The following is a 16,099-nucleotide window of genomic DNA, read 5'->3' as shown; positions in this document are numbered from 1 at the left end:
AACAGGGTGCTAAAAAACAACATTAAGCTTTAACAGAGACAATACTAAAAAATGTCCCAAACTATAATGAACTAAATAAGATTCGCTAAAATCCACAATTTTTACTACAAAAAAGAATATTATTCCCCTTTGCTTGCATATGGTGAAGTATTCAGAAAAATGGAGCGGAGAAGGTACCAGCAGGTTTTTTTACAGCAGCTGGCAAGATATTTCCATACAACATTTACCGCGAATATTGTAAAATGGGGACAGGGGGAATGTACGATGAATTTGAAAGCTGGGTTATGGCAGCAGCAGACAATGAAATTAGCAATGACACAGGAGCTAACGCAGGCGATTGCCCTTTTGCAATATAGCACACTGGAGCTCTCATCTTTCCTCGAGAGTAAAGCGCTTGAAAATCCCCTCTTAAAAGTAGAGTCAGGTCACGTCCAATCGATGGATCCCCGTTATGACCGTGTGAAACCGACGAGAAAAAAATTTGAAAAAGATAAAATAAATTGGATTGAGCAAATTGGCTGCGGAAAAACGATGCTGCTGGATGAGCACTTAAAGTCACAGCTGCACTTCAATTTGAACGCTGCTGAAAAAAAGGTAATCGAACGCCTTATTGAAAGCCTTGATGAAAACGGTTACTTCCGGGCGGAGCTTAGCGCCGTTGCCTCATCTTTCGGTATATCGCCAGAGGAAGCGGAACGCTTGCTGGAAATGATACAGGAATTGGAGCCTGCCGGTGTAGGGGCCAGAAACCTGCAGGAATGTCTTTCATTGCAGCTGAAAAGAATGCCCGAAAGAAACGAGCTGGCAGAAGCAATTATTGATGAATATTTCACTCTTTTTGCGGAAAAGAAGTGGAAGGAGATCGCGAAGCAGCTGGGCGTGGAACTGAAGGAAATCCAGGAGGTTTTCGATCTCGTTCAGACCATGAACCCAAGGCCGGCATCATCCTTTCAAAGCGAAAAGTCCGCATATATAACACCGGACGTGATCATAAAATGGGATGGGGAATCTTTTTCAGTCAGCGTTTTTGACGAAGCCCTTCCGAAGATCAGTTTTAATAATGATTACTATAAACGTTTTTCTGCTGCTGGAGATCGGAATGTGAGCCGCTTCCTCCAGGAGAAGCAGCAGGATTATCATTGGATCGTAAGGAGCATAGAACAAAGAAAAGAGACGCTCACCAATGTTACCTTGAAAATTGTTGAAAAACAGCAGGACTTTTTTATAAAAGGACCCTCACACATAAAACCGATGACGATGAAGGAAATTTCAGATGAGCTTGATATCCATGAATCCACAGTCAGCCGTGCAGTCCGGGAAAAATATGCACAAACACCGTACGGAACGTATGAGCTTAGATCCTTCTTCTCAAGCACGATTAAAACAGTCTCCGATGAAAATACATCATCTCAGCAGGTGAAGACGATTATTAGTAAAATGATTGAAGGGGAAAATAAGCAAAAGCCTTTATCCGATCAGGAGCTGGTAAAGCTGCTGAAAGAAAAGGAAGGAATGGTTGTCAGCAGAAGAACGATTGCGAAATATCGTGACCAGCTTGGCATCCCATCTTCATCAAAACGGAAAAGGTATGATTGATAAAGGAGATTATCACAGTGAACCAGCCAGAGATCGTGCTATATACGCGAAGCAGATGCCCGCTATGCGAAAAAGCAAAGGATGTACTAGTAGAACTAAAGAAAGAACACCATTTTACGTTAATTGAACGCGATATCGATGAGAGCGATGAACTGACAGAAAAATACGGCTTGATGATTCCGGTCGTTGAAATGAATGGGGAAGAAGTGCAATTTGGGCATATTGACACCATCACTATAAGTGAAGCGCTTACAGAAAAAAACTGAGTTTTATCAGTTGAATTCATCAATCACTCCTGCTATTATTGATTTTGAAGCAAGGGTGATTTTTTTTACGGTAAGTGGGACATAATATGTCTATGCGGGACAAAAAATGACCACATATGATGAAGGAGCCATCCGATGTACTCACTAATTGATATTCAAAAAAGATTATTGCCTGATATGCTTTCGGTTATGCAAAAGCGTTACGGAATCCTGCATTACATAGGGCTGATGGAGCCTGTTGGAAGAAGAAGTCTTGCCGTAAGTCTTGGCTTGACGGAAAGAGTACTGAGAAGCGAGGTTGAGTTTTTAAAAGACCAGAATCTTATTCGAATCTCCAGTGCAGGCATGAGCCTCACTTCCGATGGCCAAGACTTACTGGAAGCCCTTGAAGGAATAATGAGGGATATATCGGGTATAGCCTTAATGGAACAGAAATTATCAGCTAAGCTTGGCATCCGCCAAGCAATCATCGTTTCCGGCAATAGCGATGAATCTCCCTGGGTCAAACAAGAGCTTGGAAGAGCAACGGCTTCGTGTATGAAATCCAGGCTCGAAGGAAAAAATATCATCGCAGTTACTGGCGGATCCACGATGGCTGCCGTCGCAGAAATGCTGACTCCAGACCTGGCTGATCGGGATTGGCTATTTGTACCGGCAAGAGGCGGGATTGGCGAGGATGTCAAAAACCAGGCCAACACGATTTGTGCGAAGATGGCCGATCATACAGATTCCAGGCACCGAGTCCTTTATGTGCCGGACCAGGTAAGCAAGGAAATGTACGAGAGCATTATTAAAGAACCTGATATTAAAGAAGTCATCACCCAAATCAAATCTGCAAGCATGGTTTTACATGGGATTGGGGACGCTATAACAATGGCGGAACGCCGTAAAACCACTGATGAAGATTTTGAGAAAATCGAGCAGGCCGAAGCGGTAGGCGAAGCATTTGGCTATTACTTTAATGAAGGCGGCGAGGTTGTACATAAGGTTCAAACCATCGGCCTTCAGCTGGATGATTTATCCCATATTGAACATGTTATTGCTGTGGCAGGCGGTGCCTCCAAGGCAAAAGCCATCGCAGCTTATATGAACCGTGCACCATCCCAAACAATCTTAATTACAGATGAAGGTGCCGCAAAACAGTTGTTAAAAGGGTAATCCCCTTTTCAAATATAAAATCTACCTTTTTAAGGAGGAAATAATAATGGCAGTTAAAGTTGGTATTAACGGATTTGGAAGAATCGGGCGCGTTGTTTTCCGTGCAGCCCTTAATAACCCTAATGTAGAGGTAGTTGCAGTAAACGACCTTACAGATGCAAACATGCTTGCACACCTTTTAAAATATGATTCCGTTCACGGAACATTAAATGAAGAAGTAACAGTTGACGGTGACGATCTGGTAGTTGGCGGCCAAAAAGTTAAAGTTATCGCAGAGCGCGATCCTGCTCAATTAGGCTGGGGAGATCTTGGCGTAGAAGTAGTAGTAGAATCTACTGGCCGTTTCACAAAGCGTGCTGACGCTGCGAAACACCTTGAAGCCGGCGCGAAAAAAGTTATCATCTCTGCTCCTGCATCTGACGAAGACATCACCGTTGTTATGGGTGTTAACCATGAGAAATATGATGCTGCAAACCATCATGTCATCTCAAACGCTTCTTGTACAACAAACTGCTTGGCTCCATTTGCGAAAGTATTGAACGACAACTTCGGAATCAAGCGCGGTATGATGACAACTGTCCACTCATACACAAATGACCAGCAAATCCTTGACTTGCCGCACAAAGACTACCGCCGTGCGCGTGCAGCAGCAGAAAACATTATCCCAACAACAACTGGAGCTGCAAAAGCAGTATCTCTAGTATTGCCTGAACTAAAAGGCAAATTGAACGGTGGAGCTATGCGTGTTCCAACTCCAAACGTTTCTCTTGTTGACCTTGTTGCTGAGCTTGACAAAGACGTAACGGCTGAAGAAGTAAACAGCGCTCTTAAAGCAGCTGCTGAAGGCGATCTAAAAGGCATCCTTGCATACAGCGAAGAGCCATTAGTATCCGGCGACTACAACGGAAACCCAGCATCTTCTACAATCGATGCGCTTTCTACAATGGTTATGGAAGGCAACATGGTAAAAGTAATCTCTTGGTATGACAACGAAACTGGTTACTCTAACCGTGTGGTTGACCTTGTTGACTACATTGCTCAAAAAGGACTTTAAGGTTTAATTCTTTACCAAAAAAGATTAGGTTTGCGAAGTATTCACCAGCTGAAAAAATCTTTCTAAGATTGCCTCATCTTGTTGGATATTAAAATCGCGAACGTCTATAATGGATAAAGGTAAAAGGGGAGCAGGGAAACATTCCCTCTCCCTTTTGTTTTTAAAGCAAAAAGTAAAAATATAAACTAGGAAGCTAAACAGCTGCAGTGCCAAGGGGGCTCGAGATCATAATCTGCTTTCCTCCGGAAGGGAAAACACCTTCCTGCGGGAATCGCCTTATGTTTGTTTGGTCCCTGGGTAAGGCGCTTCCGCTTTTCTAGTAAGGAGGTCCTTTTGCTGTGAACAAAAAAAGCGTAAAAGATGTGGAGTTAAAAGGGAAGCGAGTTTTTTGCCGCGTTGATTTCAACGTGCCGATGAAGGATGGACAGGTAACAGACGAAACTCGTATCCGCGCAGCTCTTCCAACGATTGAGTATTTGACTAACCAGGGCGCTAAAGTTATTTTAGCGAGCCATTTGGGACGTCCAAAGGGTTCAGTTGTTGAAGAATTGCGTTTAACACCTGTTGCCAATCGTTTGTCCGAGCTTCTTGGCAAAGAAGTGAAAAAAGCGGATGAAGCTTACGGCGATTCTGTAAAAGCAATGATTGAAACGCTGGGTGAAGGGGATGTCCTTCTTCTTGAAAATGTTCGTTTCTATCCTGGCGAGGAGAAGAATGACCCTGAATTAGCTAAAGCTTTTGCTGAGTTGGCTGATGTGTATGTAAACGATGCATTCGGGGCGGCCCACCGTGCCCATGCTTCAACTGAAGGAATTGCACACCATCTGCCTGCAGTATCCGGCCTATTAATGGAAAAAGAACTGGATGTACTCGGAAAAGCTCTTTCAAATCCGGAGCGTCCATTTACAGCCATTATCGGCGGTGCAAAAGTTAAAGATAAGATTGGCGTAATTGAAAACCTTCTTGAAAATGTAGACAACCTGATTATTGGCGGCGGACTGGCTTACACATTTGTAAAAGCACAGGGCCATGAAGTAGGAAAGTCTCTATTGGAAGAAGATAAAATTGACCTTGCTAAATCGTTTATGCAAAAGGCTAAAGAAAAAGGCGTAAATTTCTACATGCCTGTTGATGCGATTGTTGCGGATGATTTTTCTGAGGAAGCCAATATTAAAACAGTTGCGATTGAAGAGATCCCTTTTGACTGGGAAGCACTCGATATTGGCCCTAAAACACGCGAAATTTACAGCGATGTGATTCAAAACTCAAAGCTTGTAATCTGGAACGGCCCGATGGGTGTGTTCGAATTGAAAAAATTCGCCGGCGGAACAAGAGCTGTGGCTGAGACTTTAGCAGAAGCGAATGATACATATTCAGTCATCGGCGGCGGTGACTCTGCAGCTGCGGTTGAGAAATTCCATCTTGCAGACCGCATGAGCCATATCTCCACAGGTGGCGGCGCTTCCCTTGAATTTATGGAAGGAAAAGCTCTGCCAGGTGTTGTAGCTTTAAACGATAAATAAGTTTTTAGGAAGGGGCTGGTTTAGCCTCTTCCAATTGACAATATAAAAGCAGGAAAGGATGTGCAACATGCGTAAACCCATTATCGCAGGAAACTGGAAAATGCATAAAACACTTCCGGAAGCTAAAACATTTCTTGAAGAAATCAATGGTTTAGTACCGGGGAAAGAGCAGGTTGAAACAGTCGTATGTGCGCCTGCACTATTCTTGGAGCGCCTGGTTGAAAGCGCGAAGGATTATGATGTCGAAATCGGTGCACAAAATATGCACTTCGAGGAAAGCGGTGCTTTTACAGGTGAAATCAGCCCGGTTGCACTTGAAGATCTGGGTGTTAAATATGTCATTCTCGGCCACTCAGAGCGTCGTGAAATGTTCAATGAAACAGATGAGGCAGTAAACAAGAAGACGCTGGCTGCTTTTAAATATAACTTAACTCCAATCGTTTGTGTCGGCGAATCGCTTGAACAGCGTGAGAACGGCGAAACGAAGGAGCTTGTAGGCTCTCAGGTTGAAAAAGCCCTTAACGGTTTGACTGAAGAGCAGGTTAAGCAAACTGTAATCGCTTATGAGCCAATCTGGGCAATCGGAACAGGCAAATCATCAACCTCTGAAGATGCCAATGAAGTATGTTCCCATATCCGCTCTGTGGTTGCGAAGCAATTTTCACAAGAGGCTGCAGATGCAGTACGCATTCAGTACGGCGGCAGCGTAAAGCCTGGCAACATTAAAGAATATATGGGACAGCCTGATATTGATGGCGCACTTGTAGGCGGAGCAAGCCTAGAGCCGCAAAGCTTCCTTCAATTATTGGAGGCAGGCAAGAATGAGTAAATCTCCAGTTGCATTAATCATCTTAGACGGTTTCGCATTGCGGGGCGAGCGGATGGGTAATGCCGTTGCCCAGGCAAAGAAGCCAAACTTCGAACGTTTTTGGAACACCTACCCGAATGCAACCTTAACGGCGAGCGGTGAAGCGGTAGGGCTTCCAGAAGGGCAAATGGGAAATTCTGAAGTAGGTCATCTAAACATCGGCGCTGGCCGGATTGTTTATCAAAGCTTAACAAGAGTGAACGTGGCAATCCGTGAAGGTCAGTTTGAGAAAAACGAAACCTTCCGTTCAGCGATTGACCATGTGAAAAAGAATGGGACAGATCTTCATTTGATGGGACTTCTATCAGATGGCGGTGTTCATAGCCATATTCAGCACTTATTTGCCTTGCTTCGCATGGCAGCTGAAGAAGGTGTGAAGAATGTCTATGTCCATGGCTTTTTGGATGGACGTGACGTTGGACCAAAAACAGCTGAAGGCTTTATCAGAGAAGCTCAGGAAAAAATGAAAGAGTATGGAGTCGGCGAATTTGCGACGATTTCAGGCCGTTATTATTCCATGGACCGCGATAAGCGCTGGGAGCGTGTTGAGAAATCATACCGTTCCATGGTGTATGGAGATGGCCCTGCGTACAGTGATCCTCTGGATTTAGTTGACGATAACTATAAAAATGGGATTTTCGATGAGTTCGTTATTCCATCTGTTATTACAAAAGAAGATGGTGCACCGGTTGCAACGATCAAAAACAATGACGCGGTTATTTTCTATAACTTCCGTCCGGACCGGGCCATTCAGATTTCGAACACTTTTACGAATAAAGACTTCCGTTCATTTGATAGAGGGCCAGGGCATCCAGAGAATTTATTCTTTGTTTGCTTAACCCACTTCAGTGAAACGGTTGATGGATATGTTGCGTTTAAGCCGACAAACCTGGATAACACTTTAGGTGAGGTTTTAGCGCAAAATAATAAAACTCAGCTCCGCATTGCGGAAACAGAGAAGTATCCTCATGTTACGTTCTTTATGAGCGGCGGACGTGAAGAGAAATTCCCTGGCGAAGAGCGGCTTCTGATTGATTCACCGAAAGTAGCTACCTATGACCTTAAGCCTGAAATGAGTGCTTATGAAGTAACGGACGCGTTGCTGAAGGAAATAGAAGCTGACAAATTCGATGCGATCATCCTTAACTTTGCAAACCCGGACATGGTCGGCCACTCAGGTATGCTTGAGCCAACGATCCAAGCGGTAGAAACAGTTGACGAATGCTTAGGCAAAATTGTCGACTTGCTTATTCAAAAAGGCGGAAAGGCTATCATTACAGCTGACCACGGAAATGCCGACGAAGTTGTTACTTTGGAAGGCAGCCCGATGACCGCCCACACCACAAACCCAGTACCAGTCATCGTCACACAGGAAGGCGCAGAACTCCGCACAGACGGAATCCTGGGAGACCTTGCCCCAACCGTGCTCGACCTGCTCGGACTGGAAAAGCCTGTTGAAATGACTGGAACAACTCTATTGAAAAAATAATCGGTACCAGGTACCACCCGAATTTTGTCGAAAACCATTTTTTTATATTAAAGGAGAGAATTGATATGCCATTTATCCAACATGTTTATGCTCGTGAAGTATTAGATTCCCGCGGTAACCCAACAGTTGAAGTTGAAGTTTTAACAGAATCCGGCTTTTTCGGCCGTGCGATTGTTCCTTCTGGAGCTTCCACTGGTGAGCACGAAGCTGTAGAACTTCGTGACGGCGACAAGTCCCGCTACCTTGGAAAAGGTGTTCAAAAAGCAGTGGACAACGTGAACAACCTTATTGCTGACGCTGTAATCGGCCTGGATGTAACAGATCAGGTAGGCATCGACCGCACCATGATTGAATTAGACGGAACTGAAAACAAAGGCAAGCTAGGTGCGAACGCAATTCTTGGCGTGTCTATGGCTTGTGCACATGCTGCAGCTGAGTCTGTAGGACTTCCTTTATACCGTTACCTTGGAGGCTTCAACGCGAAGCAGCTTCCAACACCAATGATGAACATCATCAACGGCGGATCTCATGCTGACAACAACGTAGACTTCCAGGAATTCATGATCATGCCTGTTGGAGCTCCTACTTTCAAAGAAGCAATCCGCATGGGTGCTGAAGTATTCCATTCGTTGAAAAAAGTTTTATCTGGCAAAGGCCTGAACACAGCTGTTGGTGACGAAGGCGGATTCGCTCCAAACCTTGGCTCAAACCGTGAAGCTCTTGAAGTCATCATCGAAGCAATCTCTAACGCTGGCTACGAAGCCGGTAAAGACATCCACCTTGCAATGGACGTTGCCTCTTCTGAGTTCTATAACAAAGAAACTGGCAAATACGATCTTGCAGGCGAAGGCCGCACAGGCTTAACTTCTGAAGATATGGTTAACTTCTATGAAGAGCTTGTAAACGAATTCCCAATCATCTCTATTGAAGATGGTCTGGACGAAAACGACTGGGAAGGCCACAAGCTATTAACTGACCGCATCGGCGGAAAAGTTCAGCTGGTTGGTGACGACCTATTCGTAACAAACACGAAGAAGTTAGCTCAAGGGATTGAGCAAGGCGTAGGCAACTCAATCCTAATCAAAGTTAACCAAATCGGTACGTTAACTGAAACATTTGAAGCAATCGAGATGGCGAAGCGTGCTGGCTACACTGCAGTAGTTTCCCACCGTTCCGGTGAAACTGAAGATGCTACAATCGCTGACATCGCAGTGGCAACAAATGCTGGCCAGATCAAAACTGGTTCCATGTCCCGTACAGACCGTATCGCTAAATACAACCAGCTTCTTCGCATCGAAGACGAGCTTGGCGATTTAGCTGTGTACGATGGATTAAAATCTTTCTATAACTTGAGCAAGTAATCTTGCTGGTGAGCAGCCGTCCCGGGTGGGGCGGCTGTTTTTTAACAGGTAATATTGCTGGTGTGCAGCATCCAAAATAATAGTTGGCCGGTAAATGGGCCAGTTTGGCCGGTATTTTGCTGACTTTGGCCGGTAAATAGGGAGAATTGGCCGGTAAATGTTCATTTTTGGCCGGTAAAGTCAAATTTCTCTAATAACTCTCTTGATAGATAATAGGTTCGGTCCTTAAATGAACCTGAATAGGGAAGTTCCATCGCAGTCAGCAGCTTTTTAGCAATATTTTCAGAGGATAAGTGGGTGAGAAGTAATCTTGGAGGGCTTTTACATGGGCGGTTTTATCCACACTACTGCATGCAAGACATTTCCAGGTGCCTCGAGCTCTTTTCATAGAAAACCTGCTGCAGGAGGGACACTGAATACCGGTTATAACCTCTTTCTCTTGAATACCATAGTAACTTAAAACATTGTAATTAGCGGGGCAATGCTTTTTTACAAGAATCCTGCTTAGTTTTCTGAGCTCCTTAGCTGATAGTACCTCTTGTGTGTACTTCACTTTCATTCTTTCTATCCTTTCGGGGATCTGACTCGCATGCAAAACCCGATCTAATGCATTTTTATGATAGGAAGAAGTCTTGATAACAGTAGAAGGGTTGCTGATCACGATAAGGTACTCAACCGGAATGCTAATTTTCACATCATAAAGCCATTTAGCAAGCTCTCTTTGCTGCCTCCTGGCTTGTATTAAAGGATCAAGGAACCCTCTTTCATTTTCTTGTTTGGTCTGGATCAGCTGATTAAAGGCGGGGTCAAAATAGATGGTGCCCGAAATGTTTTTAATTTCGAGTATGAGGATGAAGCTAGACGAGAGGAGTAAAGTGTCCATTTGAAAGAAGCTATCGTTTCCATTGGCGAGCCGCAAATCATGAATAACGGTGAACTCCGTCAAATCTTTCAAAAAATAATCCACAGCTTCTTCTCCGCGATCACCGGCTTTTCGCTTCGCTAAATCATTTTCTATCATTACCCTTTTGGGGTGAGCTCCTAGCAGCCTTCTTAATAAGGCATCCATGCTTAGAATAAAATCAGATGTTTTACGCTCTTTTAATATCACATGCATCATTCCTTTCATAGGGTAAATTCTCCCTGCTATGATAAAAGTCCTTCTATCTAACAGGTCCTGCCAAAATCTTATTGTTTATACCACCAAAATGTGATAAATTAAGAATAATGTGATTGTACGTTTTCAGGAGGTGGCTTCATGCATACATTATTTATTACTCTTTTAGTGATTGTATCGATTGCGCTTATCGTTGTTGTACTCCTTCAGTCTGGTAAAAGTGCAGGTCTTTCCGGTGCGATTTCCGGGGGAGCTGAACAGCTTTTTGGAAAACAAAAAGCGCGCGGTCTTGATTTGATTCTTCACCGTGCTACGATTATTCTATCTGTTTTGTTCTTTATCCTTACGGTTTTAGTATCTTTTTTCGCAGTATAGATGAACTCAGTGCCTGGCCTGTCATAAGGTCAGGCTTTTTATTTTTTTGCTGCTGTGGCCCCTATCACAAGCGGCTTTTTGCTTGCTACGAAGGGCGCCTTCGCTTTTCTTTTTACATACAAAGCTTTTTGTTGGCATGTTGCCCCTTTGTTTGCTAAAAATAAGGAATGCAGTTTCAATCAAACGTTTGATTAAGAAGATTATAGGAATTATATAGGTAAAAGGAGTTTTAAATATGAAGATTGTAGCGCCAAAGCCGTTTACGTTTGGAAATGGAAAAAGGGCAGTTCTGCTGCTGCACGGTTTTACAGGTAATACTGCGGATGTAAGAATGATGGGCCGGTTTCTTGAAACGAAGGGCTACACCTGTCATGCGCCGCTATACAAAGGACATGGCGTACCGCCGGAGGAGCTTGTGCACTCAGGGCCGGAAGACTGGTGGAAGGACGTCATGGAAGGATATGAGTTTTTAAAAAATAGGGGGCATAAGGAGATTGCGGTTGCAGGTCTTTCCCTTGGCGGCGTATTTTCCCTTAAATTGGGTTACACTGTACCTATAAAGGGTATCATTCCGATGTGCGCACCCATGTACATAAAAAGCGAAGAGGTCATGTATAAAGGAATTCTGAGCTACGCAAGAGAATATAAGAGACTGGAAGGAAAGTCAGAAGATCAAATCGAGCAGGAAATGGCCGAGTTCCAAAAAACGCCGATGAAAACGCTGAAAGCCCTGCAGGAACTGATTGCGGATGTGCGAAATCATGTGGATATGATCTACTCGCCGACGTTTGTTGTTCAGGCTCGCCATGATCATATGATCAACACGGACAGTGCGAATATCATTTTTAACGAAGTCGAAAATGATTTAAAACAGCTGAAGTGGTATGAAGAGTCCGGCCATGTGATTACGCTTGATAAAGAACGTAATCAGCTCGAAGAAGACGTTTATCAGTTTTTAGAAAAGCTGGATTGGGAAGAATAAAAGAAAAGACAATATCTCCTTAAGGAGGGATGATGATATGGAAAATAATATTCAACAGCTGATCGACAAGCTGCTTCATTATATGAAGGATGAGGCTTATAAACCTTTGACGGTGCAGGAGCTTGAAGCTGCATTCGGAATCGAGGATTCGACCGGCTTCAAAGACTTCGTCAAAGCCCTTGTTGTGATGGAAGAGAAAGGCCTTGTTGTTAGAACGCGAAGCAACCGCTATGGTTTGCCGGAAAAAATGAATCTCATCCGCGGAAGGCTATCAGGACATGCAAAGGGATTTGCCTTTGTGATCCCGGAAGAGCCGGGGATGGACGATATTTTTATCCCGCCGAATGAAACAAATAATGCACTGAACGGTGATACCGTCCTTGCGCGGGTTACATCTGAAAGCTCAGGGCAGCGGAGGGAAGGTACAGTTGTCCGCATCCTGGAGCGCGGTGTTACACAAATCGTGGGAACATATACAGAAAGCAAGCATTTCGGGTTTGTGATCCCGGATGATAAAAAGTTTGCCAGCGATATTTTTATCCCGAAAGCAGCATCTAAGGGGGCTGTAGAAGGGCATAAGGTTGTTGTAAAGCTGACTACTTATCCGGAAGGGCGCAAAAGTGCTGAAGGAGAAGTTATCGACATCCTTGGGCATAAAAATGACCCGGGTGTGGATATTCTGTCCGTTATCCACAAACATGGCCTTCCGCTTGAGTTTCCGGAAGAAGTGCTTAAGCAGGCCGAAGAGACGCCGGATACGATTGATCCCAGCGAGCTTGAAAACCGCCGTGACTTAAGAAATGAAGTCATTGTCACAATTGACGGGGCTGATGCAAAGGACCTTGATGATGCCGTCATGGTTCAAAAGATGGATAACGGCAATTACAGGCTTGGTGTTCATATTGCCGATGTTACTTACTATGTCCGTGAGGATTCGCCGATTGACCGGGAAGCCGAAGACCGGGCAACGAGTGTGTATTTAGTAGACCGGGTAATCCCGATGATTCCGCATCGTCTATCAAACGGCATTTGCTCCCTGAATCCGAAGGTGGACCGCCTCACGCTATCCTGTGAGATGGAAATTACATCAGATGGGGAAGTTGTAAATCATGAAATTTTCCAGAGTGTGATTAAAACAACTGAGCGAATGACTTATTCAGATGTGAATAAGATTCTGGAAGACGAAGATGAAGAACTTATCAACAGGTACGAATCTCTTGTGCCAATGTTCCAGCTGATGAAGGAGCTTTCTCTTATTTTACGTAAAAAGAGAATGCATCGCGGAGCCATTGATTTTGACTTCAAAGAAGCAAAAGTCATTGTGGATGAAGAAGGCAATCCGACAGATGTTGCCCTCCGTGAACGTTCGATTGCAGAGCGCCTGATTGAAGAATTCATGCTGGCGGCAAATGAAACGGTTGCTGAGCATTTCCACTGGATGGACGTACCGTTTATTTACCGTATTCATGAAGATCCGAAAGAAGATAAGCTTAGAAGGTTTTTCGAGTTTATCACAAACTTTGGCTATATTGTAAAGGGAACAGCCAATTCTGTTCACCCGCGCGCCCTGCAGGAAATCATTGAAGAAGTTCAGGGCAAGCCGGAAGAAATGGTTATATCAACGGTAATGCTGCGTTCCATGCAGCAGGCTAAATATTTTGAAGAGAGCCTGGGACACTTCGGGTTATCAACAGAGTTTTACACACACTTCACATCGCCGATTCGCCGTTATCCGGATTTAATCGTTCATCGCTTAATCCGCACCTATTTAATTGAAGGCAAGCTGGATCAGGCGACAAGGGAAAAATGGAACGCTTCACTTTCGGATATTGCGGAGCATTCATCCAATATGGAGCGCCGTGCGGTTGAAGCTGAGCGTGAAACAGATGAGCTGAAGAAAGCGGAATATATGGCTGATAAAATTGGCCAGGAATACGACGGCATTATCAGTTCTGTAACGAACTTTGGAATGTTCGTTGAGCTTCCAAATACGATCGAAGGCCTGATCCATGTCAGCTATATGACAGATGATTATTACCGCTATGACGAGCGGCAGATGGCCATGATTGGCGAGCGTACGGGCAATGTCTTCCGGATTGGTGACGAAATCACTGTCCGTGTGGTCAATGTTAACAAAGACGAGCGCTCTATCGATTTTGAAATCGTCGGCATGAAGGGAACCCGCAGACGGGAACCAAGAGATGCGCCGAAGGTTTTCAAAACAGGCAGCACCGAGAAAAAGCCGCGCAAAGGAAAGTCTGACCAAGGCAGAGGAAACAGTTCAGGCGGACCTAGAAAGAAAAAAGAGAAAAAGCATTACGAAAATGCGCCGAAAGCTAAGCGGAAGAAAAAGAAGCGATAGCGGAATGAGGGAGGGCCTTAAAAGGCTCTCTCTTTCCCTTCCCGATAGGCTTCTCGTTGAGAGAACACTGGAAATTTGCTATAATAGAGAGACTGCTAAAGAACGGATGCTGCATTTTTCCTGCCGTTAATTTTTAATAACAGGCTGTGTTAATACTATTGTTGATTTAGCACTGTGTTGATTGGAACGGAAGGCACGAGACTCCTGCGGGAAAAGCGTACCCAAGGGAGACCCCGCAGGCGTAGAACGCCGAGGAGGCTCCCGGAAGCCCGCGGAAAGCGAGTGCCTGTAGTGGAAATCAACACCCTAATTTAACAGAGCCTAATACAAAAGATAACTTTTTAAGGAAAGAGGAGCAAAGGGGGAGTTAACATGCCAAAAGGAACTGGCAAAATGGTTGCACAAAATAAGAAGGCCTATCATGACTTTGCAATAGAAGAAACATACGAAGCCGGCATTGTGCTCCAGGGCACGGAAATTAAATCGATCCGTGCAGGCAAGGTAAACCTGAAGGACTCATATGCCAGAATTCAAAATAATGAAATCTATCTTTTCGGCATGCATGTCAGCCCTTATGAGCAGGGGAACCGCTACAATCATGATCCACTAAGGACAAGAAAGCTTCTTCTGCATAGAAAAGAAATAAACAAGCTGATTGGTGAGTCAAAGGAAGTCGGCTATTCAATTGTTCCATTAAAAATGTACCTCAAAAATGGCTACGCAAAAGTTTTAATTGGCTTGGCAAGGGGTAAAAAGAAATATGACAAGCGTGAGGATCTGAAGAAAAAAGAAGCCAAGCGTGAAGTAGAGCGTGCTTTCCGTGAAAGGCAGAAAATGTAAATCCAGAACCTTACAATTGAAAAATTAACTCAGTGTGCTATAATAGTAATTGTCACAGCGAGTGACACAATCTTTAGCTCATCTATTTCGAGCTTTTCCGAACGTCAGCGTGCAGAATGAGATTCGGCGCAGACCTATTATATGGGGACGCTACGGATTCGACAGGGATAGTTCGAGCTTAGGTTGCGAGTCGAGGGGATCGGCCTCGTTAAAACGTCAAAGCCTATAACTGGCAAACAACAAAACAACTTCGCTTTAGCTGCCTAATAGGCCTTTAGCGGTTCGCCCCTCCATCGCCCATGTGGTAGGGTAGCGGACTCACTCTTAGTGGGCTACGCCGGATTCCACCGTCTGAGGATGAAGGAAGAGAACAACCAGACTAGCTGGCCGGACGCCCGTCGATAGGCATAAGGACCAGCGAAACGCGAATATATCGACTACACTCGTAGAAGCTTAAGTGCCGATATTTCTGGACGTGGGTTCGATTAATTATTAGTCGCCTTGTGTGGCAACACACAAGTGAAAATTCGGCTTTATCGGTGAAACCTAAGTCGCCTAACTGGCGATAGGGCAATGCCGAGCGGTATGTGGAGTAATCCAACAGCCGTGTATCGACTTATAGGCTGCCACAAAAATGGTAGTACTAGGATGCGGAATCCTGCCTGAAAACCAGGTAAATATATATTTCGCATAATACGCCGAAGGACCTGCCAGACTGCAGGTTCAAGATATAGTCAGTGCCATCTCGAAAGGATGGAAGTGCACGTCCCACCGTCTCCACCAAATACATATTTGGTGGTTTTTTATTTGTCTTTTTTATATATTAAAAAAGGTTTCCTCGAATAAAAGCTTTTGTTTTAACATTTCAGCATTATACTTTCCGTTTCTGGGTGTTACTTTCTCATAGTTTTCAATAATCCACATAGCTCGATTTCTCTTTTTATTAACTCTCAAATAAGGGGATATTTGTTTAAGCAATGGGAGAACAATTACTTTTTGTTTAATATTTAAAGAGAAAGAGTTCTTATGAATATCCGGTTTATAATTCTTTTTATTAATAATTGTCCCGCCTGTTAATGAATGTACATAAACTCCCTCAGTTTAATTC

General features: G+C 44.2%; 13 protein-coding genes and 1 other RNA gene. 13 read left to right on the top strand and 1 reads right to left on the bottom strand.

The window, feature by feature from the left end; genetic code table 11:
* The first annotated feature begins 264 nt into the window (after nucleotides 1-264).
* The 8 genes from rpoN (at nucleotide 265) to eno (ending at nucleotide 9,315) form a co-directional block, all read left to right on the top strand.
* Complete coding sequence (gene rpoN / locus J7I93_RS12775; protein WP_214726247.1) at nucleotides 265-1,596, top strand: RNA polymerase factor sigma-54; 1,332 nt, start codon at nucleotides 265-267, stop codon at nucleotides 1,594-1,596.
* A gap of 17 nt (nucleotides 1,597-1,613) precedes the next feature.
* Nucleotides 1,614-1,862 (top strand): glutaredoxin family protein, encoded by a 249-nt coding sequence (locus tag J7I93_RS12770; RefSeq protein WP_214726246.1) that lies wholly within the window; start codon nucleotides 1,614-1,616, stop codon nucleotides 1,860-1,862.
* Nucleotides 1,863-1,997: 135 nt separating this feature from the next.
* Nucleotides 1,998-3,020, top strand: a complete 1,023-nt coding sequence (locus J7I93_RS12765; protein ID WP_214726245.1) for a sugar-binding transcriptional regulator — start codon at nucleotides 1,998-2,000, stop codon at nucleotides 3,018-3,020.
* A 46-nt stretch (nucleotides 3,021-3,066) separates the two neighbouring features.
* The gene (gap, locus tag J7I93_RS12760) at nucleotides 3,067-4,074 is read left to right on the top strand and encodes a type I glyceraldehyde-3-phosphate dehydrogenase (protein ID WP_214726244.1); all 1,008 of its coding nucleotides are present in this window, start codon (nucleotides 3,067-3,069) and stop codon (nucleotides 4,072-4,074) included.
* 338 nt (nucleotides 4,075-4,412) lie between these two features.
* On the top strand, nucleotides 4,413-5,597 hold the full coding sequence (locus tag J7I93_RS12755) for a phosphoglycerate kinase (RefSeq protein ID WP_214726243.1): 1,185 nt from the start codon (nucleotides 4,413-4,415) through the stop codon (nucleotides 5,595-5,597).
* A 67-nt stretch (nucleotides 5,598-5,664) separates the two neighbouring features.
* A complete protein-coding gene (gene tpiA / locus J7I93_RS12750) occupies nucleotides 5,665-6,426 on the top strand; it encodes a triose-phosphate isomerase (RefSeq protein WP_214726242.1) in 762 nt (253 codons plus the stop codon).
* Nucleotides 6,419-7,954: a 2,3-bisphosphoglycerate-independent phosphoglycerate mutase gene (gene gpmI / locus J7I93_RS12745; protein WP_214726241.1), complete on the top strand. Its 1,536-nt coding sequence runs from the start codon at nucleotides 6,419-6,421 to the stop codon at nucleotides 7,952-7,954. The genes tpiA and gpmI overlap by 8 nt, the downstream gene beginning before the upstream one ends.
* Nucleotides 7,955-8,019: 65 nt before the next feature.
* The gene (gene eno, locus J7I93_RS12740; RefSeq protein ID WP_214726240.1) at nucleotides 8,020-9,315 is read left to right on the top strand and encodes a phosphopyruvate hydratase; all 1,296 of its coding nucleotides are present in this window, start codon (nucleotides 8,020-8,022) and stop codon (nucleotides 9,313-9,315) included.
* A gap of 259 nt (nucleotides 9,316-9,574) precedes the next feature.
* Here eno and J7I93_RS12735 read toward each other — a convergent pair whose 3' ends face one another.
* Nucleotides 9,575-10,444 (bottom strand): nuclease-related domain-containing protein, encoded by an 870-nt coding sequence (locus J7I93_RS12735; RefSeq protein ID WP_214726239.1) that lies wholly within the window; start codon nucleotides 10,442-10,444, stop codon nucleotides 9,575-9,577.
* Between the two features lie 129 nt (nucleotides 10,445-10,573).
* On the opposite strand from J7I93_RS12735, the gene secG reads away from it, so the two are divergent.
* The 5 genes from secG (at nucleotide 10,574) to ssrA (ending at nucleotide 15,479) form a co-directional block, all read left to right on the top strand.
* Nucleotides 10,574-10,807: a preprotein translocase subunit SecG gene (secG, locus tag J7I93_RS12730; protein ID WP_110064632.1), complete on the top strand. Its 234-nt coding sequence runs from the start codon at nucleotides 10,574-10,576 to the stop codon at nucleotides 10,805-10,807.
* Nucleotides 10,808-11,042: 235 nt separating this feature from the next.
* Nucleotides 11,043-11,789 carry an alpha/beta hydrolase gene (locus tag J7I93_RS12725; RefSeq protein WP_214726238.1) on the top strand — a complete coding sequence of 249 codons (747 nt, stop codon included), beginning with the start codon at nucleotides 11,043-11,045 and terminating at the stop codon, nucleotides 11,787-11,789.
* 37 nt (nucleotides 11,790-11,826) lie between these two features.
* Entirely contained in the window at nucleotides 11,827-14,151 is a 2,325-nt protein-coding gene (rnr, locus tag J7I93_RS12720; protein WP_214726237.1) for a ribonuclease R, read from the top strand.
* Between the two features lie 372 nt (nucleotides 14,152-14,523).
* Nucleotides 14,524-14,991, top strand: coding sequence for an SsrA-binding protein SmpB (gene smpB, locus J7I93_RS12715; protein ID WP_214726236.1), 468 nt, complete (start codon nucleotides 14,524-14,526; stop codon nucleotides 14,989-14,991).
* Nucleotides 14,992-15,142: 151 nt separating this feature from the next.
* Nucleotides 15,143-15,479: a transfer-messenger RNA gene (ssrA, locus tag J7I93_RS12710) on the top strand.
* The last annotated feature ends 620 nt before the right edge of the window (nucleotides 15,480-16,099 follow it).

It is taken from the genome of Bacillus sp. ISL-47, from assembly GCF_018613175.1.
Lineage (GTDB): Bacteria > Bacillota > Bacilli > Bacillales > Cytobacillaceae > Cytobacillus.
Note: the sequence above shows the minus strand (reverse complement) of the source record. Positions and strands in the feature narration are given on the sequence as shown.

Bases quoted from the DNA above. Each gene is read 5' to 3' on its own strand.
- rpoN (WP_214726247.1), top strand. From the start codon at position 265: ATGAATTTGAAAGCTGGGTTATGGCAGCAGCAGACAATGAAATTAGCA.
- J7I93_RS12765 (WP_214726245.1), top strand. From the start codon at position 1,998: ATGTACTCACTAATTGATATTCAAAAAAGATTATTGCCTGATATGCTT.
- gap (WP_214726244.1), top strand. From the start codon at position 3,067: ATGGCAGTTAAAGTTGGTATTAACGGATTTGGAAGAATCGGGCGCGTT.
- tpiA (WP_214726242.1), top strand. From the start codon at position 5,665: ATGCGTAAACCCATTATCGCAGGAAACTGGAAAATGCATAAAACACTT.
- gpmI (WP_214726241.1), top strand. From the start codon at position 6,419: ATGAGTAAATCTCCAGTTGCATTAATCATCTTAGACGGTTTCGCATTG.
- eno (WP_214726240.1), top strand. From the start codon at position 8,020: ATGCCATTTATCCAACATGTTTATGCTCGTGAAGTATTAGATTCCCGC.
- J7I93_RS12735 (WP_214726239.1), bottom strand. From the start codon at position 10,444: ATGAAAGGAATGATGCATGTGATATTAAAAGAGCGTAAAACATCTGAT.
- secG (WP_110064632.1), top strand. From the start codon at position 10,574: ATGCATACATTATTTATTACTCTTTTAGTGATTGTATCGATTGCGCTT.
- J7I93_RS12725 (WP_214726238.1), top strand. From the start codon at position 11,043: ATGAAGATTGTAGCGCCAAAGCCGTTTACGTTTGGAAATGGAAAAAGG.
- rnr (WP_214726237.1), top strand. From the start codon at position 11,827: ATGGAAAATAATATTCAACAGCTGATCGACAAGCTGCTTCATTATATG.
- smpB (WP_214726236.1), top strand. From the start codon at position 14,524: ATGCCAAAAGGAACTGGCAAAATGGTTGCACAAAATAAGAAGGCCTAT.